This is a genomic window from Gracilibacillus xinjiangensis (assembly GCF_042651765.1).
GTDB lineage: Bacteria > Bacillota > Bacilli > Bacillales > Amphibacillaceae > Gracilibacillus > Gracilibacillus xinjiangensis.
The window spans coordinates 223,414-244,585 of the sequence record NZ_JBHSDT010000002.1 but is presented as its reverse complement, the minus strand read 5'-3'; the positions used below and the strand labels follow the sequence as shown (position 1 = coordinate 244,585).

The 21,172-nt window shown below is 36.8% G+C and carries 23 protein-coding genes; 10 read left to right on the top strand and 13 right to left on the bottom strand.

The window, feature by feature from the left end:
• The first annotated feature begins 9 nt into the window (after positions 1-9).
• Both ACFOY7_RS02740 and ACFOY7_RS02735 read left to right on the top strand, forming a co-directional pair.
• Positions 10-762, top strand: coding sequence for an ABC transporter ATP-binding protein (locus ACFOY7_RS02740; protein WP_390249184.1), 753 nt, complete (start codon positions 10-12; stop codon positions 760-762).
• Entirely contained in the window at positions 738-866 is a 129-nt protein-coding gene (locus ACFOY7_RS02735; RefSeq protein ID WP_390249182.1) for a hypothetical protein, read from the top strand. The genes ACFOY7_RS02740 and ACFOY7_RS02735 overlap by 25 nt, the downstream gene beginning before the upstream one ends.
• A 630-nt stretch (positions 867-1,496) precedes the next feature.
• Here ACFOY7_RS02735 and ACFOY7_RS02730 read toward each other — a convergent pair.
• Genes ACFOY7_RS02730 through ACFOY7_RS02715 form a run of 4 tightly spaced genes read right to left on the bottom strand, consistent with a single transcriptional unit; the run spans position 1,497 to position 4,691 of the window.
• Positions 1,497-2,717: an ABC transporter permease gene (locus tag ACFOY7_RS02730; RefSeq protein WP_390249180.1), complete on the bottom strand. Its 1,221-nt coding sequence runs from the start codon at positions 2,715-2,717 to the stop codon at positions 1,497-1,499.
• Positions 2,710-3,636 (bottom strand): ABC transporter ATP-binding protein, encoded by a 927-nt coding sequence (locus tag ACFOY7_RS02725; RefSeq protein ID WP_390249179.1) that lies wholly within the window; start codon positions 3,634-3,636, stop codon positions 2,710-2,712. The genes ACFOY7_RS02730 and ACFOY7_RS02725 overlap by 8 nt, the downstream gene beginning before the upstream one ends.
• 33 nt (positions 3,637-3,669) lie before the next feature.
• A complete protein-coding gene (locus tag ACFOY7_RS02720; RefSeq protein WP_390249177.1) occupies positions 3,670-4,377 on the bottom strand; it encodes a DUF2812 domain-containing protein in 708 nt (235 codons plus the stop codon).
• The gene (locus ACFOY7_RS02715; protein WP_390249175.1) at positions 4,374-4,691 is read right to left on the bottom strand and encodes a PadR family transcriptional regulator; all 318 of its coding nucleotides are present in this window, start codon (positions 4,689-4,691) and stop codon (positions 4,374-4,376) included. The genes ACFOY7_RS02720 and ACFOY7_RS02715 overlap by 4 nt, the downstream gene beginning before the upstream one ends.
• Positions 4,692-4,975: 284 nt before the next feature.
• Here ACFOY7_RS02715 and ACFOY7_RS02710 point away from each other — a divergent pair, with 284 nt between their 5' ends.
• Both ACFOY7_RS02710 and ACFOY7_RS02705 read left to right on the top strand, forming a co-directional pair.
• On the top strand, positions 4,976-5,182 hold the full coding sequence (locus ACFOY7_RS02710) for a hypothetical protein (protein ID WP_390249173.1): 207 nt from the start codon (positions 4,976-4,978) through the stop codon (positions 5,180-5,182).
• Between the two features lie 385 nt (positions 5,183-5,567).
• On the top strand, positions 5,568-8,306 hold the full coding sequence (locus ACFOY7_RS02705; protein ID WP_390249171.1) for a tetratricopeptide repeat protein: 2,739 nt from the start codon (positions 5,568-5,570) through the stop codon (positions 8,304-8,306).
• Positions 8,307-8,805: 499 nt separating this feature from the next.
• On the opposite strand, the gene ACFOY7_RS02700 is transcribed toward ACFOY7_RS02705, so the two are convergent.
• The 6 genes from ACFOY7_RS02700 to ACFOY7_RS02675 form a co-directional block, all read right to left on the bottom strand.
• The gene (locus ACFOY7_RS02700) at positions 8,806-9,657 is read right to left on the bottom strand and encodes a CvfB family protein (protein ID WP_390249169.1); all 852 of its coding nucleotides are present in this window, start codon (positions 9,655-9,657) and stop codon (positions 8,806-8,808) included.
• 833 nt (positions 9,658-10,490) lie between these two features.
• Positions 10,491-11,654, bottom strand: coding sequence for a toxic anion resistance protein (locus ACFOY7_RS02695; protein ID WP_390249167.1), 1,164 nt, complete (start codon positions 11,652-11,654; stop codon positions 10,491-10,493).
• Between the two features lie 21 nt (positions 11,655-11,675).
• Positions 11,676-12,287 (bottom strand): 5-bromo-4-chloroindolyl phosphate hydrolysis family protein, encoded by a 612-nt coding sequence (locus ACFOY7_RS02690; protein WP_390249165.1) that lies wholly within the window; start codon positions 12,285-12,287, stop codon positions 11,676-11,678.
• A 336-nt stretch (positions 12,288-12,623) separates the two neighbouring features.
• Positions 12,624-12,929, bottom strand: a complete 306-nt coding sequence (locus tag ACFOY7_RS02685; RefSeq protein WP_390249163.1) for a spore coat protein — start codon at positions 12,927-12,929, stop codon at positions 12,624-12,626.
• Between the two features lie 14 nt (positions 12,930-12,943).
• Positions 12,944-13,144, bottom strand: a complete 201-nt coding sequence (locus ACFOY7_RS02680; protein WP_390249161.1) for a hypothetical protein — start codon at positions 13,142-13,144, stop codon at positions 12,944-12,946.
• A 439-nt stretch (positions 13,145-13,583) separates the two neighbouring features.
• Positions 13,584-14,456, bottom strand: coding sequence for a TetR/AcrR family transcriptional regulator (locus ACFOY7_RS02675; RefSeq protein ID WP_390249159.1), 873 nt, complete (start codon positions 14,454-14,456; stop codon positions 13,584-13,586).
• Positions 14,457-14,615: 159 nt separating this feature from the next.
• Here ACFOY7_RS02675 and ACFOY7_RS02670 point away from each other — a divergent pair, with 159 nt between their 5' ends.
• The 3 genes from ACFOY7_RS02670 (at position 14,616) to ACFOY7_RS02660 (ending at position 17,480) form a co-directional block, all read left to right on the top strand.
• A complete protein-coding gene (locus tag ACFOY7_RS02670) occupies positions 14,616-16,118 on the top strand; it encodes an MDR family MFS transporter (protein ID WP_390249157.1) in 1,503 nt (500 codons plus the stop codon).
• Between the two features lie 160 nt (positions 16,119-16,278).
• The gene (locus tag ACFOY7_RS02665; RefSeq protein WP_390249155.1) at positions 16,279-16,977 is read left to right on the top strand and encodes a DUF421 domain-containing protein; all 699 of its coding nucleotides are present in this window, start codon (positions 16,279-16,281) and stop codon (positions 16,975-16,977) included.
• A 131-nt stretch (positions 16,978-17,108) separates the two neighbouring features.
• Positions 17,109-17,480 (top strand): hypothetical protein, encoded by a 372-nt coding sequence (locus ACFOY7_RS02660; RefSeq protein WP_390249153.1) that lies wholly within the window; start codon positions 17,109-17,111, stop codon positions 17,478-17,480.
• A 76-nt stretch (positions 17,481-17,556) separates the two neighbouring features.
• Here the strand turns inward: ACFOY7_RS02660 and ACFOY7_RS02655 are convergent, their stop codons facing one another.
• The 3 genes from ACFOY7_RS02655 to ACFOY7_RS02645 all read right to left on the bottom strand — a co-directional run bounded on the left by ACFOY7_RS02655 (position 17,557) and on the right by ACFOY7_RS02645 (position 19,206).
• On the bottom strand, positions 17,557-18,381 hold the full coding sequence (locus ACFOY7_RS02655; protein WP_390249150.1) for an alpha/beta fold hydrolase: 825 nt from the start codon (positions 18,379-18,381) through the stop codon (positions 17,557-17,559).
• A 325-nt stretch (positions 18,382-18,706) separates the two neighbouring features.
• Positions 18,707-19,003: a spore coat protein gene (locus tag ACFOY7_RS02650; RefSeq protein ID WP_390249148.1), complete on the bottom strand. Its 297-nt coding sequence runs from the start codon at positions 19,001-19,003 to the stop codon at positions 18,707-18,709.
• Positions 19,000-19,206, bottom strand: coding sequence for a hypothetical protein (locus tag ACFOY7_RS02645; protein ID WP_390249146.1), 207 nt, complete (start codon positions 19,204-19,206; stop codon positions 19,000-19,002). Before ACFOY7_RS02645 ends, ACFOY7_RS02650 begins: the two co-directional genes overlap by 4 nt.
• Positions 19,207-19,344: 138 nt before the next feature.
• Between ACFOY7_RS02645 and ACFOY7_RS02640 the strand changes: the two genes are divergently transcribed.
• The 3 genes from ACFOY7_RS02640 to ACFOY7_RS02630 are packed head-to-tail and all read left to right on the top strand — an operon-like array spanning position 19,345 to position 21,082.
• Positions 19,345-19,551, top strand: a complete 207-nt coding sequence (locus tag ACFOY7_RS02640; protein ID WP_390249144.1) for a spore coat protein — start codon at positions 19,345-19,347, stop codon at positions 19,549-19,551.
• A gap of 13 nt (positions 19,552-19,564) precedes the next feature.
• Positions 19,565-19,924 carry a spore coat protein gene (locus tag ACFOY7_RS02635; RefSeq protein WP_390249142.1) on the top strand — a complete coding sequence of 120 codons (360 nt, stop codon included), beginning with the start codon at positions 19,565-19,567 and terminating at the stop codon, positions 19,922-19,924.
• A 21-nt stretch (positions 19,925-19,945) separates the two neighbouring features.
• Positions 19,946-21,082, top strand: coding sequence for a zinc-dependent alcohol dehydrogenase (locus ACFOY7_RS02630; protein ID WP_390249140.1), 1,137 nt, complete (start codon positions 19,946-19,948; stop codon positions 21,080-21,082).
• Positions 21,083-21,172 lie beyond the last annotated feature (90 nt).

Genomic DNA, 21,172 nt, shown 5'->3' with positions numbered 1-21,172 from the left:
GTGTACAACTTGAAAACTATATTAAATGTAAAGAATTTAGGTAAAAGGTTTGAAGGTACACAGGTGCTAACTGATATAAATTTTAAGGTTGCCGAGGGCGAGTTTATCGCAATAATGGGGCAGTCAGGATCTGGGAAATCCACTTTACTTTATAATATAAGCGGAATGGACAGACCGACATCAGGGAATGTTTTGTTTGGTGGGAAAGAAATTTCTAAGCTGGATGATAAAAAAATGAGTGAAATAAGACTAAAGGAGATGGGATTTATTTTTCAGCACTCTCATCTTCTAAAAAACTTATCAATCCGGGATAATATCGTTCTTCCAGGATTTAAATCTGGCAGTGTGTCTAGAGATAAGATAAATCAACGTGCCGATACCCTCATGATAAGGACTGGAATTTTGAGTGTGGCGGATCATGATATTAAGAAGGTTTCAGGTGGCCAATTGCAACGTGCAGGAATCTGTCGGGCACTTATTAATCAGCCGAATATTTTATTTGCAGATGAACCAACAGGAGCACTAAACAGCAGTACTACAAAGGATGTAATGAATATCATCAACAAAGTAAATGCAGAAGGTACAGCTGTCATTATTGTTACCCATGATGCTAAAGTGGCAGCAAGGGCAGACAGAGTCGTTTTCCTAATGGATGGAAAAATTCATGATGAACTGAGATTAGAGAAATATGACGGAGATGAAGAAAAAGAATTTTCTCGTGAGAAGAGGTTATCCGGGTGGCTAGAAGAACGGGGGTTTTAGAAAGTAAGAAGGTGATGGAATTAATAAGGATGTTTCGTAATGATGAATGGCTGATAGATAATGGGAGGGAAGAGCCAATACCATCTCGTGAAAGAAAAGCATAGCGCTTGGCATTTAGAGCGCCTATCAATGCCATCTCGTGAATGAAAAGCTCACCCCATGGCATTTAGAGCGCCTATCAATACCATCTCGTGAAAGAAAAGCAAGGCCCATGGCATTTAGAACGCTTATCAATGCCATCTCGTGAATGAAAAGCTCACCCCGTAGCATTTAAACCGCCTCTCAATGCCATCTCATGAATGAAAAGCAAGGCCCGTGGCATTTAGAGCGTTTATCAATGCCATCTCGTAAATGAAAAGCTCACCCCATGGCATTCAGAGCGCCTATCAATACCATCTCGTGAATGAAAAGCTCACCCCGTAGCATTTAAACCGCCTCTCACAACTATAGCTTATGGATTTTTCGCTTATCACAGAAGTTATTAATCTATGTTTGAGAATGAAGGATGATCAATCTTATTCTTTCGTTAGTAAGTTAATCTGGTAATCAAAGTTATACCGAAGTATCAACGTCTCTCACATTGTGGGAGACGTTTTTTGTTCATCTGACAAATACAAATCAAAAGCGCACAATAGATTTGCGCGCTTAGATATAAGTTATTTTAACCCCAATTGAGTTTCTGCCTGGTCTTTTAAACCGAGGGATATTATCAATAGCTTTTCCAATTTTTTATATTATGCTCGAATCCACTTCCATATTTCCTGTGGTGTAGCATTTTTACCGTACATTAATATTCCTGTTTTGAAAATCTTGCCAGCAAGCTTCATGAAGAACCAGATGCTTAACAGTAAAATAATGAGTGAAATGATAATTTCAATCCACGGCCAGTTATCTAGCATAGATAGTCTTAATAATAATACTCCCGGTGCTGTAAAAGGAATATAGGATCCGATTTGGGCAATGAGACCGCTAGGCTCACTCAGTACAGGGCCAATAAAGATAAATGGCAGGAAAGGGAGCATCATGACCATCCCTTGGAAGTTACCTGCTGAAGACATATCCGCCATCGTCGCCCCAACCCCGACAAAAAGAGCCGCAAACAGAAGATAACCCAATATAGCGATGGCTAAATATAACAAAACCTCCGGAACCAGCAGATATACGAATAATGGAAAATCGAGCTTCCAGAGGGCATAAGGAATTCCGAATCCAAGAAATACAATCATCTGTACGATGCCGAGTCCGAAGTAACCGATGATTTTCCCTTGCATCAATTCACCTGGTGTAAGAGAAGATAAAATGATTTCTGCAACCTTATCTTTCTTTTCCTGAGAAGCACTTTGGAATATGTACATCCCTGAGAATACAATGGATAAAAAGATAATCCCGCCAAACGCACCGGGTACGATTTGCTTCAACGAATCTTCATTTTCAAAAGTTCCTTGCTGTTCTTCATCCACAGTTGCTCCTTCGAATACCATTCCTGTAGAGACAGTGACTAATTCTTCATCTGACAGACCTAATTGCTTTAGTTGTAGTGTTTTTAAAGGAGTAGTTAATGCCTGCATTTGATTCATAAAATAAGGATTTATCTCATCACTCGTATAGACTGAAAAAACACCGCTTTCTAAAGAAGAATCGTCCATCATGACATAAGCTGTATTTTCCATTTCTGTAATTTCCTCTGCCATTGTCTCTGTACCCTCTTCGGTAGATTCTAACTCTATATTTAATTCAGAGGCAGCGGCAGTTTCTTTCAGTGTATCGAGCACACCAAGCTGATCATTAACAAACACCCGTGTTGCTGATGCTTCCGCTTCTGAACCATCAAAAAGACTCCCAATCAGCATAATTCCGATAAATAATATGGGTGTTAAAAATAATCCAATCATGAACGATTTATTTTTTAAATTTCTTTTTATTTCCCACTTTGCAACCTTTAACGCATTACGCATTTGTCTCTGCCCCCTCTTTTAACAAATTCTTATCTGTCGCAATATCTATAAATATTTCGTGCAGGGAAATACGGTCGATGGATAATTCTTTTACTTCAATTTGATCTGGTAAATTTTTCAGCCAGGAAGTAACCTGGATATCCTTTGTTAAATACAAAATAGTAGTATCATCCCGCTGTTCCATCCGTTGCACGTCAGGTAAACCTTCCAAATCTTCCAGTTTATTTTTCCCTTTTATGGTACATTTGAAATTAGCATATTCTTTTTTCACATCATCCATTTTCCCATAAATCACCTTTTGCCCGCGATGTATGAGAAACAAGCGATCACACATTTCTTCTACTAGATTCATTTGATGAGAGGATAATAGAATCGCCGTCCCATTTGCTGCTAAGTCTCTTATTACTTGTTTAAACAACTCCTGGCTGACTGGATCTAATCCGGAGAAAGGTTCATCCAGAATTAAAAACTCTGGCTCATGTATAATCGAGGCAATAAACTGTACCTTCTGCCCCATTCCTTTTGACAACTCCTCGACAGAAGTCTTTTCCTTTCCTTCTAATCCGAATTTTTTCAGATAAGCAAGTGCCCGTTCTCTCGCCTTTTTTAATGGATAATCCTTTAACTCTGCAAAATAAAGAAGGATATCCATTATTTTTACATTTTTATAAAGCCCTCGTTCTTCTGGTAAATAACCAACCTTGTTGCGCGGGATTTGCTTCCTCCCCTGGAAGGTGATGTTTCCCTCATCTGGGTACATAATCCCCATAATGTTACGGATAGTGGTTGATTTCCCAGCCCCATTCGGTCCAAGAATCGCCATAATTTCCCCCTTATTCACTTCAAATGAAATGCCTTTAAGGATTTGTGTATCTTTAAATGATTTCTTAAGATGGTCTACTTTTAAAAAAGCTTCCATTTTTATTCCCCCCTTTTTATATTTCCTCTGTTACTAAGATTTCCATTTATAGTAAAGGGACATAACGCCCCAAATAGCTGCTGGAACTGCAATGCCACCGATCAGCATGCTTATTAAGTAACGAACTAAACTGTTATGGTCATCTACAATGACCAAAATAATCAGGATAAGAAGTAGTACTGGTAGAACTTTCATAAGTATGGCTAAGCCTTTTTTTCCTTCTGCCTTCCATTTATTTTTGTATATTGCCATTACAGTCCAAGTAGTTGGTATCGCAATTACGCTGAGAATTATTGTGATTATCGTAAGTGTGTTTTGTAAATCGCCTGTGCTTGTGAATATGCCAAGCAATAGCAGTAAAGTGATAAAGCTCAGTGAAATGGCAAACCATTTAATCGGTTTTCCTGAATTATCATGCTTTTCAGCCACTGTCTCCTGATCACTATGAATCGGCTTTGTACCAGGTAATGCACGAAATAAGTGTATATTCCCCTCTGATGTAATATGTGTCCATCCAGAAGATTGAAAAAAATCAAAATACTCTTCCGCTTCGTCCTCTTCTAATGAACGATAATCGATACTGTAGATATAATCACTGCTTTCTCCCTTTTCAAGCGTATATCCCATGAAACTGAAATCGCTGACATGCCAGCCTTCCAAGGATAATCTGTGTAATTTCTCCATATCCTTATTCTCGGAAAAAGCTAACCCGCCTGACATCACATACTTTTGCTTACTCATTCTTCCACCTCCTTCAATCCCGTTTCCGCTAGATTAATCATCAGTCTTCTAAGCTGTACATCTGCTTTCAATACTTCTTTACCTTTCTCAGTAAGCAGATAGGTCTTCCTCCTTGGCTCAGATCCATCATAAAGATAAATCCATTCTTGTTTTAACAGTTTCTTGATGATTGTATACATGGAAGCAGGACCTATTGTGATTACACCATTCGTTCGCTCTTCAATCAGGTTCATGATGGCGTAACCATGTCTGGGTTTCGTCAATGCTGCCATAATATAAAACATTGAATCGGTTAGTTGATGATCTGTTTTCAAGCAATCGCCTCCTATATCATTATGTGATGTATCATATTGTGATATATCTGGTAACGTTAATATATCACAATATGATATAGTTGTCTAGAGGTATATCATAATTTGATATAGTAAATTATTAAATCAATAGTACAGAGCGCGTATTCCTTCAAGCTCGATATGGCTGTGAAACGCTATTGTAAAGTTAAATAGATCTTGGCTCTTCCTAATCATTACAAATGTTTACGTTTAACTGCCGAACACTCAGGGTATATATTTTTTTATAATAATAGGAGGTCATAGTAATGAAATGTTCATGGAAAAAAAGACAATCAATGAATACATACTTCAGAATTTGGGCCAATATTGTAGCGATAGCTATCCTGATATTCTTGTCATTGATCGGAATATTGCCAGTACCGTTAACAGTAAGTTTAACAATGTTAGGTATATTGCTTGTTACAATTTTCGTCGTTTTATCTAAAACCAAAGCTGAAGAAATATCACTGTGACAAAGTGTGTATGTTGAACAGCAATTACTCAGCCAACAATTCCCTCTCTCGTCATTTTTTTTAACCATATTTAAAAGCCTGTATCCTTTGCTTTTAGCTTGAGGGACAGGTTTTTTTGTTCCGTTGTTAACCAGTACGTTAATAAAGGAAAGAATTGCAAAATAACCTGGTAATATAGTGTCAGAAAAAAATGGCTGAGGTAAACCATAACAAAAATTATTCGACCATTTCCTTATTCTCCACCCTCAACCTGACACAAAACTGTATCTAAATTGATAAAAGAATGAAACATTATATTAGTTTATGTTTGTTAAAATGTAGGTGCATAGTTTATATTTTATTTAATAATATATTTAAATCAGGTAATAGGGAGGGAAAGATAAAAATGGAAGAACGGTTAATTAGTAAATCCTATTATCATACATATACTGAGGGTATCCTTAATGTGGAGCCAATCAAGCTATTAAGTGAGTTATTTATAGATGAGCACCAAAAAGAATTGCCTGAGCTGTCGTATATCCGCTTTGCGCAGGCAGAGGTATATTTTCTCAATAAAGATTATGAGGCGGCAATTTTCAAATGGGAAAATGTTGATAATGAATTAAAGCCATGGGCACAGAAGAATATAGCTGATGCCCATGTAAAAATGAATTTGCTTGCGATTGCGGAGGACTACTATAATGCGGTTGAAACCGATTCGGAGACATTAAAAACCGAAGTGCTTCTGAAGCTATTCTCCCTCTACATAAAGCTCGGCAATCACGAAAAGGCAGTTGTATCTATTAAGCAGGCAGTTGATACAAACCCAGACTACCCTGAAGTAACCAATATGGCACGATTGTACTTTGAAGAACAGCAAGAATGGGCTAATGCTGTAGAACTTGCAGTTAATGAGGCCAAGCGGACAGAATCGTTAGCATGGTTCGGCGTTTTAGAAGGATATGCAGACCAAGGGCATACGGCAGATAGGAATCCAAGCTATTTTAGTGAAGTTTTAATGGCCTTGTATCTCAAGGATAAGAACCGATTCGAATGTTTAACAACCGCACTTTGGAAGAGTTATAAACAAAGTGGTTATTATTTCACTTGGCTGGAAGAGATCAGCAATATTCTGTTGAGCACTGAGCCTGGACATTCCTATGTTTGGGGCAAACTTTCCAATCAGTATAAGAGAACATACTTTGAATTAGTCAGTGGCAATTATTTGATAAAAGAATTTTCTTATTTAATTCCAAATCATTTAATTAGTTGGATGAAAATATCGACAGCTTCAGATGCAGCCATAGCTTCATCTGCTGTACTAGCGTGGTGTGAGATTTATCCATCAAATATGGAGGAATCTACTATAAATCAAGCGAAAAGTCTGTTAAGCGAGTCTGCTCGTTGTCCGGATGGTTTAAAAGATGGGATGGAGCTTTTCACCTCCATCATCAAATGGGCAGAAAATGAAGGGTTGCTATTGGATAAACGTTATCAATGGATCGTTGACGAATTAACCGATGTAAATCAATATCATTTAATGCTTACAGGCACGGAGATAAGTGGTAAGTCATCATTTATGAACATGTTACTCAATGACGAGCTCTCTGGCGATGCTGCTAATGCGGCAGTCCTTTACCAAGATGCAGATAATACGAACATTCTTGCTATTACGACTGATGAGGAAATAAGCATAGCGGAACATAATGATTTTACAGAAGCACTACAAGATGAACAAACATTGATTGCTTGTAAGATGCCTATATCTTTTTTACATGATAATCAGCTTAGCTTGATCGATGCTCCGGGGACTACAGATCATGATATCTTCAGAGGTAAAGGTAAGCATTACTTAAATTTAGCAGATAGCATCATGTTTATTTTGAATGCAGACTCCAACCTAACAGGCAACGAACTGGATCAGGCAATTAGAGTTAAGGATCAGGCACCTGACCTTCCTATGCATTTTCTATTATGTGAGATGGATCAAAATACTGACAGACAGGAAGCAATGGAACGGTCGGAGAAGATCATTTCAAGAATACATGCCTATTTTCCAGATGCAAAAACGTTTATTTTTTCCATGAATGAAGATAGAAACTATCAAATCGGCGAGTTTTCCGCTTTTATAAGCTCGATTAAGAAGGGGCATATCCTGGAAGAAGAGCGTACGACTAAGATTCTGTATTATGTTAAAAAGTCGCTAGAATTTCTGCATGGTAAGCGTGAAGAAATAGAAATATCTTTAATGAATAATATCGAATGGAATGAAGAGAAAGTCACCAAATTGAAAGGTGCACAAAATCAATTAGGGGACATAGAAGAGAACTCGGTGCTGGGAATTAAAAAATCTTATCAAACGATTATACAGAAGTGGCGAGAGGACTTGACGAAAAAGCTTCCGGAATTGATACAGCAAAGTGCTGAAGTGATTAAGGAAGACAGTGATCTTGGAACCATTCATACTGAGCTCAATGCTGCAATAAATATGCGGATTAATCATTATATAGAAGAAGCGGTTTTACCAGATTTATATAAAGAACTGCTGGAATGGATTGCGGATAGTGGAAGGGAACTGGATGAAAGCCGGACATACCTAAGGGAGATGAGTGAGAGCTTTAATCATTTATTCGGTGAAGAGAAGATATATTTCGAATGTGACAGTCAGGTGTTGAATGATTGGCATCGGGACATAACCCGCATGACAAGGAAGAATATCCAGTTGACAAATGCAGCTTTCATCACGCACTATAGCATTTCTCCATTTTTATGGAAAAGTGCTGGAAAGCTTGTCGGTGCATTAGCAAAAAACAAAGAAGCAATTCATCACAAATATAAGCAATTTGTTGAGGGGAAAGACTACAGTAAAACAACCCAGATCATTATTGATGAATTTCTCCAGCCATTTGAAATATTTGAAAAATCACTGGAACGGGATATTAACATGTTCTTTGCCGATTCGTATAAAGTGTTAAGTGAAACCTTAACAGAAACTTACGATGAGATGGAAGCAAATACAACTGTACTTAGTGAAATGCGTGAGAAACCTGAGCTGTATTTTAATCCAATTAGCCTGTTTGAAATAAAGCTTCGTCAATATGAATGGATGACTACAGCAGGCGAACGGGTATATGAGAAAAATTAATCTATTTAGTTTGAGGATCTGCCTTATAGGGTGGATTTTTTTTTGGAAGAGGTATTTGGGTAGTATTGGTCGAATAAAGCTTTAGAGACACTAAAAGTGTATTGCTGGAAACGTTGTATGTATTGGAGGAGTCCACCCGCGAACAAAAAATGATCGATTTATCAGAAATGACTAGCAATCTTGAAACGAAAATTTCTCTTACTCTTTGTATATTGGTGGAATTCGGCTAGTTTGATGGGTTTATGCTGACTGATAGTGTTGCAAAAGTGAATAACTTACGGCTTTGGGGAATCTTTATATTCAGGGAGTGGAACTTTAAAGCCAATGTCAAATTCCTAATTTATAAACGGGCGCATTACTTTTTTTGCAGAATTATTGAATTAAGGCTAAAACCCTGTGTACCATAGAAAAGGTAGCTTTTTCTATATCAGCTACCTTTTCCTAAAAATACATAAGTAATTGATCTCGTGACCTCTAACCGGAAATAAGTATAATCTTGTTACTTAGAAATTAAGTAAGTCTTCCCGTCACGTTGTTCAATTTTTCTTTCTTTCATTAATTTACCAAGTGCACGTTTGAATGCTGCTTTACTTATGTTAAATGTGCCGCGGATATCTTCTGGGTCACTTTTGTCGGAAAAAGGAATAACACCATTATTTTCCTCTAATTGTGCCAATATCATTTCAGCATCTTCACCCATACTGTGTTGTTTTAATGGTCTAAGTGATATATTTAATGTGCCATCTTGTTTCACTTCAATTACGCGACCTTCCACTAGTTCGCCTAAACGCGGTTCTTCTTTTCGCTCGGTGTGATGGATAAATCCGCGATAGCCCTCTTCTGTAATACATGCAGAACCTTCTCTGTCTGTACGATAGATGCGACCACTAATGACTGTGTTTAATAAACCATCAGGTGCTGCTTCGAATAATTGTCTTTCAAAGACTATTTCTGTTGCAGGGAGTGCGAGGAGGCGGCCTTTCCGATCCTTTCCTAATGAAACATAAAGTTCATCGCCAATCATTGGCCATACGCTTTCGAACAAAGGCAGATCATCTTTCGAGACGAGGATTTCTTTTGATGTTCCGATGTTAACAAATACACCTAAGTGTGGTAAGACTTCCACCACTTCTGCCCAGCCATATGTATCAATTTGAATTGCTGGTAACTGTGTCGTTGCAACAGTTTGGTCTTTCTTATCCTGATAAATGAAAACATCAACAGATTGCTCAGCTTCCAGTTCTGAATCTGTTTCATTATGGTGAAGGAGTATGTCGTTTTCTAAAACATAACCAGTATCAATTTTCCGCAGTACCTCCAGTGTTTGTATTGTACCTATTTGATTATTCATGTTAAAAGACCTTCTTTCTTCATTTATATGTATTGGAAAAGGGGTACTCTTACTATAAGAGTACCCCTTTGAGTTATAAAGTAACACATAAGATTGATTATTATTTTTATAATCCCGATAATTTCGGGTGGGAAATTTCATTAATGGAATTTCGCTTTACCGCGGTACATGTTCCACTGGGTATTTTCTAACTTAAGCAACGTAAGCCCTACCTGCTCTTACGTCCTTGCGACCCCTTAGTCGCGCCAGTGTGAATAAGCATCTTCAAAAAACTTTACGTAGAATGCCAGCTACACTTATAGGTTACTTCAATTTGTTAACCTTACTATAATCTCATAAATGTGGATTAATGTCAACTAATTCTTTCAGAAGAGTTATCTATCGTAAGAAAAATAAGGATTCTAGCATATTTTTAATGTATTTATCATTAAGTTAGGGAACACAGCTTTTGATAAACGACAAACGTATTATCTGGAATTCAATCCGGTTATTATTCCTATTAATCCGGTCGTAAGTTGTCATATTCCGGTCGTTAGTGAGTGTTTTTCGGTCGTTATCTCTATTAATCCGGTTGAAACGGACATTAATCCGGTCATTACGGAAATTTAAGAGGGTAAAATTCCCATCAGTGCGAATATCGACTGTACCCGGTGACGGAAAAATCAATTAGTATGATAGGCTTCACACGTTATGAAGCTATCGATATAAGGCCCAAAATCCAGTTGGCAGCTTATAAATTTTCCATAATCGGACCTGTCACTATATTCAATAATAAATCGGCTCTAACTTTTTTAAAAAAACATCAGCAGGAATTACTCCTGCTGATGATAAACTTACTTTATATGGAGCAGCTTCTGCTTCAACTCATTCTCCATCGAACTGATTTCCTGTTCCGCTTCCAGGCGTTTTCTTCGCCCATCGTCCTGTATTTTGAGTACTTCTTCAAGTGTAGAAACTAAATTCTCCTGTGTTTTCTTTAATGTCTCAATATCGACAAGACCCTGTTCATTAAGTTTTGCTGTCTCAATCGTATTGGTTTTTAACATTTCCGCATTTTTCAGCAGAAGGTCATTGGTTGTTTTGGCAACCTGCTTTTGAGCCTCTACGGCATACTGCTGTCTGAACATCGTTAGAGCTATGGCAATTTGATTTTTCCATAAAGAAATGGCTGTTAAAATAGATGATTGAATCTTTTCTACCAGCACCTGGTTGGTATTTTGGATTAATCTTATTTGCGGTGCACTTTGAATAGTGATTTGTCGGCTTAGTTTCAAATCATGGAGACGTTTTTCCAAACGATCTGCAAATTGAATCATATCATTCACTTCTTGATATTTCATTTGGTCATTCGTAGATTCGGCAGCTTTTCTTAGAGCAGGGATCTCTTTTTCGTGCAGTTCTTCCAGTTTGAGTTCACCGGCTGCAATAAAAACATTCAACCCTTGAAAATATTCCTTATTGTGTTCATATAATTTTTCCAGCATACCAATATCTGATAGCAGGCCATCTTTATTTCGCTCCAGTTTCGCCGTGATGCGGTCAATTTGGGCACCAACTTTTTGATATCTTGATAGGGTCTCCTGCACTGAACTGGACAGATTTCCAAATAATCGTTTGAGAGCACTTTGTTTTTCTGGCTTCAAATCGTCTGGATTCATTTCCCCAAATTTCTTCATTAAGTCACTAATAACTTGACCAACTTCTCCAACATCTTTTTTCTGGACATGGTCAAGCATCGTATGCGAAAAGGATAATAACTTGGACTGTGCCTGTGTACCATAGGAAATAATCGCTTGGTGATTCTTCGGATCAATTTGCGTTGCAAGTGTTCGCGCCCTATCTTGGTCTTCTTCTGGCAGCACATCAATCAGCTTTTTATCCGTTGTTTCTCCCGATTGTGTATCACTTGTAAGGTAATTATCTCCAAAAGGATTTGCCAAAAGATCATCCATTAATTTACTGTCATCTTTTTGTATCGCTCCATTGTTATTGCTCATTGTTATCCAACCTTCCTTTTATTATTTCTTCGAATGCTTAGCAAAATCTATCTCAAACTGAAGCTGTTCTAGATCATCAGAGAGGATATGATAGAGATCCTTTTCTATAATAATTTTCATTTCTTTGATTGTATGTCGTGTATCATAAAGTACTTGTTCCACTTCACTGCTTTTATTAGGCTGTGTGGAAAGAAGCGCATACTTTTCGGTTAATTCAACTGCTGAATCCAAATGTGAAAAATAGAATTTCTCACCTTGGTAGAACCGCTTCGGCTCTTTTTTTGTCACTTGATAGATCTTCCTTGTTATTCGTATTAACTCCATCATCTCTTTTAAAAAAGTCAGATGTCGAATCGATAAAAGAGCTCTTTGCATCCGACGTATTTTACTATTTGCCTCCAATAGATTTTTATGAATATAGCGGTATTCTCTTATCTTCAATTCGTTCTTTTTTAGAAAACGGAAATAAATAATAACAGAGATAAGCCAATAGGCTAGTCCCGCTCCTATTAATGCTAGCCCTGAAGCATACAAGTAAGATAGTTCTAATGCAAAAAAGCTAACAAGCCATGTGGCAACCATTACAGGAATGGCGACGAATATTCGAATGATAATTGTCAGTAATCTATACATCTTTTATCGACTCCTAATTTTATTCCTGAAATTATATACGATTTAAGGGAACAAAGGTTTCAGATTAGACTTTGAAAAATATTAATAATAAAAGAGGTAAATGGTAGAAGACTCTCGCAACTCTCTATAACAGGTATAACAATTTATCAGTAAGGTTATACCTTCAATTGGTTTAAAAGTTTCTGATACCAGAAAAGGCACAGTTGGGAGTGGTAGTTAGAAGGGGAGAAAATAGTAGATAGCAGTATAGGTTAAACGATAAGTTCAAAAATCCTCTCTTAAATAAAAGATAATTTAAGAGAGGATTTTTGTTGTGTGAAATACCACCTCATAAGCTTATTTGCTGTTTGTTGGCATATCTAATGCCAAATCTGCTTTTTTCAGATCATGCTGTACTTGTTCTTTAATATCATAAGCATGGTATAACTCATTGTCTATCATGTATGTCGCAATTTTATGATGAAGATCAATCGCATCATTTAATTGCTTTTTTAATACTTTGTGTATCTCAGGACTTGCAGTTTCCGTGATAGCGACAGAATAGCTTCGAACAGCTGCTTTGGCTGAAACAAGCAAGTCTGTTGCGATCACTTCATCATTGATTAAGTCTTTATTGCTGATTTTGTCTAGAATATTTGACATCTGCTATTCCTCCTTTATTTAGCCTCTTCTAGTATATCTTTCAGTTCCTTTATTGCTTCTTGGGCGATCTTTGTATCCTCTCTTAGTAAAACTTTCAATTCACTGTCTTCAGCTAAACCTTGCATCATACTAGACTTAGCAGCGCAAGCGGACTTGATAGTCAAAATTTCGTGTACTTCAAGAATTTCATGTTGTGCATAATTATTTTTAGCCATAAAAGCACCTCCTTAGAAACTTGTATTACATAGATACCTTTTCTCTTTTTACTTAATTTCTAAACGCGTTTTTAGCAAAGTTAATTATTTGTAATATTACTGAAATATTCTCAGGCTGATTTTTAATTACGAGATAAGAGAGAGACTTAGATATCTGCTGGTGTGTGTTCTTTTTGTGATGTAAATTAAATTATATATTTGGAATTTGAGGGGGCGTTTATTACCGTTGTTTACGCTTATTTCCGCTGTATGTAATGGTTAGGGGGGGATTAGTATTACTTAGATTGCAAAGGTAATAGAGTCTAAAACGAGTTCGGAAATCGTCTAACATACTGTGGTAAGAGTTGTCCGGTATGGAATAGTTTTTTAGTAAGTAAATGAGAATCCGCCACTTTTAAAGGGAGATTCTCATTTACTAACATACGCCAAATAATTAGTATTAAAATGTTCTCAAATAATTCCATATAGAATTTGTAAATAACTGTACCTGTGATGCAACAGGAGTTTCTTTAAATAGTTGAAGAAAAGGTTTCAGCAATTTCTTTATGATTATTTTCCTTACACGATCTCGTTCAATCTCGCTCAGAATCACATCAAGTAGATCATTTTGGTCTTCATTGAAATCAAACTGATTTTTTAATTGTTCAGCCATTTCCAATATCTCAGCTTTTGTTACAACTTTTTTATGGACATTTGTTTGAAGTAAGTCGATTTCAAAATTATTTAAAATAGTGCTGCCTTTCTTTTTCATCTCGAGTATTAGGACTTCTACATAAGATAGGTGTGTTTCGATTAAATCATCTAGTGAATATTGGCTGTTTGTCAGATTTAGCGTAAATAACATATATTGCACCATGCCAAAAAACAAAACAGTTGCTTCTGTTGCATACTCGCGAATGTCTTCGCCGATCACATCAACCAGACGATTAGCTAACCATTCCATTTCTATTACTCTGTGCTGTAACACCAGCTTTTTTAAATCAGTTTGATTGGAGTATAAAATGTTCTCAAATAAGGATCGTAAGTTTTTTTCCTCATTTAACCTCATTAATATCGTAATTTGTTCGATTAACACTTCACGATCTTGCGGATCTTTGCCAATTTGTATGGCAACTCGTTGTTGACTCGCATCATATCTTATGTTTTCTAATATTTCTGCAATACAGTCATTTTTAGAAGAAAAGTAATTATAAAATGTCCCTTTAGATATGTTTGCTTTCTCTATAATCTCCTGAATGGATGTTTCTTGAAAACCTTTTTCAATAAAAAGCGTTAAGGCTATATCTGCTACTTTCCTTTTTCTCTCATTCATCATATATCCCCCTGACCTTTATAAGAAGTAGTATACGTTTCTTTAGGGAGAAAAACAACGAATTTATACAACGAGTATAAAAATGTTGAAAAAAATGAACTGTAGGTATAAAATGATCAAGTGCAAAAAAAGATTAAATAAAGATAAGAGGGAAAAATCATGAACAGACAATTGAATAAGCCACCGTATTTAATGATTAGTATTTTATTTATTGGAGCGTTCGTCTCCTTTCTTAATAATTCATTGTTGAATGTAGCTCTTCCATCTATAATGGTGGATTTAGACATTGAAGATTATTCTACAGTACAATGGCTTGCGACAGGTTATATGCTTGTCAGTGGAATATTAATTCCTGCATCAGCCTTTTTAATTACACGCTTTTCAAACCGCAATTTATTTGTTGCCGCTATGGCCATATTTACTGCAGGTACAGCACTTGCTGCATTTGCCACTAATTTTGGCGTACTGCTGACTGGGCGGATGGTTCAAGCTACTGGTTCTTCTGTAATGGGACCTTTATTAATGAATATCATGCTAGTAAGCTTCCCCAGGGAAAAACGTGGTGCGGCTATGGGAGTTTTCGGCATGGTAATGATTGCAGCACCAGCAATTGGACCAACACTTTCAGGCTATATTGTGGAATATCACAATTGGCGATTACTTTTTGAAATGATTTTACCATTAGCTATTATCAGTTTGGTTTTAGCTATCTGGAAATTTAATAATGTCATGGAGCAAGATAAAAATGCAAAACTTGATTATTTATCTGTAGTTTTATCGAGTATTGGTTTCGGTGGCGTATTATATGGAGTAAGTAATGCAAGTTCACAAGGCTGGAGTGATTCCGTTGTATTGGCAACATTAATTGTGGGCGGAATTGCGTTAATCTTGTTTGTTGTCCGTCAATTAAAAATGGAAGAACCATTATTGGATTTGCGGCCATACAAATATCCAATGTTTGCCCTTGCATCTGTCATTGCTATCGTTAATGCTGTAGCGATGTTCTCAGGTATGATTTTAACACCAGCTTATGTCCAGGATGTTCGTGGTATTTCCCCACTAGATTCTGGCTTAATGTTATTACCTGGTGCGATCATTATGGGTATTATGTCACCAATTACAGGAAAACTGTTTGATAAATTCGGACCACGGTTGTTATCTGTAATAGGTCTTGCAGTTACTGCGGTTTCCACATACATGCTGGCACATGTACAAACTGATTCGACATATACGTATATAATCATTGTTTATTCTCTACGTATGTTTGGAATGTCTATGGTTATGATGCCAATTATGACAAATGGTCTAAATCAACTGCCAACACAGTTAAATCCGCATGGAACAGCCATTAATAATACAGCACAGCAAGTATCAGGAGCAATTGGTACGGCTGTAATGGTTACAATGATGAACACTGTTGCAAAAACAAAAGGTGAAAATTTAATGAACGGTGTGGACCCATCAACGATAACAGAAGCTTCCGCTGCTTCCATGACACAGCATGCTTTGTTAAGTGGTATCCAGTATTCGTTCTATGTTGCTCTTGCAATTAACATTGTTGCACTAGTACTAGCTTTATTTGTGAGAAGAGTGGATACAAGTGATAAGGCAGTACGCGAAATAGAGAAACAAGGAAAAGTTGAGGCCAAACCAGTAGTATAATTAAAAGAAAGGCGCAGTATCCTGACAGGTACTGCGCCAATTTTATTTATAATAATTGGAGGATAGCTGCTTAAAATTCACACTTTATCATTTAGGACGGTTAACATGTAAAAAAATCACCAATAATGTTAAAGAAAAATGATAAAAGGTGGTAAGAAAAATGGATTTTTTAGAGTTACTGATCAGGATAGCTGTTGGATTCTTAGTTCTTTTCGCATTAACGAGATTTCTAGGTAGAAAAGAAATCAGCCAAATGACCTTCTTTAATTTCGTTTCAGCGATTGCGATTGGTTCCATTACTGCAAATCTTGTAGTCAATCAAAACCTTAGCATTATCAATGGTGTAATAGCATTAGCTGGTTGGGCTGTATTTACGTTAATAATGGATCTGATGGATATTAAGTCAAAAGCACTGAGGAAAGTTGTTACAGGAGATCCTATCATTGTAATAAAAGAAGGGAAGATTATTGACAAAGCCTTTCGTTCAAGTAGATTAGACTTAGATTCATTGACGGCAATGTTAAGACAGAAAAACATCTTTTCTATTGCAGATGTCGATTACGCAATATTTGAAACGAACGGGAAATTATCTGTAATGCCTAAGGACAGTGCTAAACCTGTCACGAAAGTAGATATGAATATCCCTGCCAAACAGAAGGCTTATCCTATACCGACCGAAGTCATATCAGATGGGATGATTCTAACTAAAAATTTGCAAAAGTTGAATCTTGATCAAACATGGGTTACGGAGCAGCTGAAAGAGCAAAATATTACTACTGTTTCGGATGTGTTTTTTGCACAAGTTCAAACAGATGGAACGTTAGTTGTAATGACTAAGAAAGAATCAACTGCAAAGTAAAAGCGTCTGTTAGTTGCTTGAGTACAAGTCTCGACTTCTTTCTGAAGAATTTACATCCTCTCCATGGATCAGTGAATAATTTAAAGGAGAAAACACAAGATAAAAATATCTTAATGGAAAGGAGAATATTTATGACACAAACTAATCAGCAAATCCTGAATCAAATCAGCCAACTAGCTAGACAACTGGAACAACAGGAGTCACTTAATGCAGAAAAGCTTCAACAAGGTCAAGAAATCAGTGCACAGCAACAACAGCAAATGGCTAATGGGGAACAGAATGCTGCGCAGCAATTAAATCAAATGCAGCAACTGATTCAACAGTATCAGCAATTAAATCAAGCCCAACAAGGCTTCCAGTCATCAACAGGAGCATCAAGTGGACAATTTACAAATGCACAATCCGCGTTTCAACCAGGTTTTTCCGGAACAAATACAGATGAAGTAAGACAGCAAAATCAGCAGTCAGCACAAAATCAAAGTGGCGGTAACACTTTCAGCTAATAAATCTCAAAAAAGAACCATAGTGTTCCTTACTACTAAGAATATTATGGTTCCTTATTTCTTAATTGAAAACTTCTTAAATGGGTATTTTCATTGTTGCATTCTCTATATGTTCACAAAGTTCTTTGGCGAATAGGCTTGGATTATCTAACATAGAGTAATGTCCGCAGTTAGGCAGAATCTTGAAGATAGATTTCGGCATATGCTGTTGTAATAATTTCCCCCAATATGGAGGTAAATAACGGTCATGCTGTCCCCATAAAAGGGTAGAAGGGCATGTTATTGCTTGAAGATATGGAACAAGATCTTCTGTTTGATGATGATTTAAAGACAATGAGGCCTGTTGTAATTCTTTAGGCCCATTTGGTCCACTAAAAGGAATTATTAAGTCGGTTAATAATTTTGGTTTTAACACTTGCGGATAATATAATCCTTCACGAAGCATGCGTTCGATAAAGAGAGGGGTAGGTTCAAATTCCTCTGCTGTCGGGTATCGAATGGAAACTATTTTAGGCAATGGCCAATTGGCAAAGCAAACCCCATCTGCAATGACAATACTTCTAACTCGCTGTGGATAGAAAACAGAAAGAATTTGAACAATTCCTCCCCCAAGATCGTGCCCAACAAAATGTGCTTTTGTAATACCTAAATTGTTAAGCAAGTTGATAATATACTCCGCTTGTTTTGGTAATGTTAAATCGTAAAAAGGCGCTCTTTCGGAATAACCGTATCCAATTAAATCCACCGTTAATATAGTATATTTCTCCTCCAGGTATGGAATAATGGCATCCCATAAATGATGGTTTGTTGGTATTCCATGAATAAAAACAATAACTTCTTCACTTTGACCAGGATAAAAACAATAATTCATTTTATAATTCAGATGATTTCTTTCATTCATTATTTCACCCCTTCACTTCATTGACGTTAATACCATATGCTTTCCTCAAATTTTGTTGCTTGTCTAAGAGCTATGTTAGTTATACCCTTCTAAACTTGATGACAGCATATCAGAGATTTCAAAAAGCTGAGTTGTAATGCGGGGGAAGATACTTATGAAAAGCCTACAGTACGGTCTTGTTGATGGTTCAATCTGAACTATAAGGTGTTAAGAAGGGGAGGGTATAGTAATTCCATAATTATTCACATACTATACCCTGAATTTTATCTATTCTCATTTAACCGGTAACCACTAAGAGATTTGGAAAAAGACTGTTCCCGCTTAACTATTTAGCCAACTTCAGAGCGGCTTTTGATGCCTTCAAGTCTACTTCCAGTTGTTCCTCTATGTCACTTGGATTATAGTATCCTTTCTCCATCATATATTGGCTGATCTTTTCATGCGCCTCCATAGCATAGGTTAATTGTTTCTGCAGGACTTCTCTTACATCTGGTGTTACTGACTCTGTTAGAGCAAAGGTTAAGTTCCTTACTGCTGTTTTAGTAGAGATTAGAAAATCTGTTGCGATAACTTGGTCTGTCATACCAGCCATGCCGGCAATTTTCTGCAGCATATTTGTCATGAAATCACCTCCCTGTTTTTTAATAAGTCATTTAATTGTTCTACATGTTGTTTGCCTTCTGTAACATCTGTTAACAGAATCTCTTTTAACTGCTCACATCCTACTAAACCATGCATTGTAGCTGCTTTGGTTAAACATAAATTCTTGAATGTTAAAATCTCGTGAATTTCCATTCGTTCGTGGAGAGCTAACTTATTTTCCATTTTCTCACTCCTTATTAATTTTTAATTAGGTTGTGTAACCAAATCATATTTATTCCAAGCTGGCAATTATTTGTGTATAGGATAAACCATATGTGGCAAAATATGCTTAGTTTAACAAAATGCGAGGAGGTTTTTGTAGTGGGAAAAGAGGAATTAGCTTTTCATGAAACAATGGACACTCACGAACTTTTAAATATGAAAACAGTCGGATTGTTAAAGTCGAAGTTGATGCAAGGTGTCATTTTTGACCAGGATCTTCGGGCATTATTACAAAAAAATGTGGAAATGTCTGTTATAGATATTAAACAATTACAGCGTCTTTATCCCTATGCGAAAACAGAGTAAATGAGGTGAATATATGAACGATTATTTAGATCCCATAAATTCAGTTGGAATGCCAGAACAAATCGATTCAGCAATCGCAATGGATTTATTAATAACTGTAAAGGAGTCCATTCGAAATTATTCCATTGCTATAACAGAAGCAGCTAGCCCTGAAGTTCGGACAACCATTCGAAATCAAATGGAAGCAGCAATTGACTTTCATACAGAAGTGATAGAGTTGATGATGGAAAAGAAATGGTTCCATCCGTATGATGTAAGTGAACAACAGATGCTTGATTTAAAAGCGGCACAAACTGCTGTCGATATCGCAGGATTGAAGCTTTTCCCTGATAATAATAATCGCAAGGGATTATTTCCGACGCCACCCAAGTAAATGAAAAGGATGGATTGATATATGAAAGCTGTAACCTTTCAAGGGGTTAAAGAAGTTGTAGTAAAAGAAGTTGATGCACCTAAGATTGAAAAACCGGATGATATTATTGTCAAATTAACGCATACGGCAATATGCGGCTCCGATTTGCATCTTATCCATGGAATGATTCCGAATGTTCAAGAGAACTATATTATTGGGCATGAACCGATGGGGATTGTAGAAGAAGTTGGACCAGATGTAACGAAAGTAAAAAATGGTGACAGAGTGGTCATTCCTTTTAACGTGAGCTGTGGTGAATGCTGGTTTTGTCAGCATCAGTTAGAAAGTCAATGTGATAATTCTAATGATAATGGGGAAATGGGAGCATATTTTGGTTACTCTGGGACAACAGGTGGCTATCCAGGTGGACAGGCAGAGTATATGCGAGTTCCTTACGGTAATTTTACCCCATACAAAATTCCTGATGACAGTGAAGTAGATGATGATAACCTGGTGTTACTTTCAGACGCAGGGGTAACTGCATACTGGAGTGTAGACAACTCTGGTATGAAAGAGGGAGACACGGTGATCATCCTCGGCTGTGGCCCTGTTGGTTTGCTTGCACAGAAATTTGCCTGGTTAAAGGGTGCAAAAAGAGTAATAGCAGTAGATTATGTAGGATATCGTTTAGATCATGCTAAACGGACCAATAATGTTGAAGTCATTAATTTTGAAGACTTTGAGAATGTTGGTGCCCATTTGCATGAAATGACCAAAGGCGGCGCTGATATTGTCATTGATTGTGTAGGAATGGACGGGAAGATGACAGATTTAGAATTTCTAGCTACAGGTTTAAAGCTCCATGGTGGATCGATGGGTGCGTTGGTAATGGCAAGCCAGGCAGTTAGAAAAGGTGGAAATATCCAAGTAACTGGTGTTTACGCATCCCGTTATAATGGATTTCCATTTGGAGACATTTTCCAACGGAATGTCAACATAAGAACAGGGCAAGCTCCTGTCATTCATTACATGCCACACTTACATGATTTAATCGGTTCTGGGAAGGTTAACTTAAGTGATATCATTACACATCCATTGCCATTAACAGAAGCAAAGCACGGTTATGAAATATTTGATGCAAAGTTGGATAACTGTATTAAAGTAGTGTTAAAGCCTTAAACTTCAATACTAAGGCTTAATATTAGGGCAGAAAAGTTGGTCAATAGTCATTAAATTAATAATCGAAACAAGAAACAGGACAAGGAACGT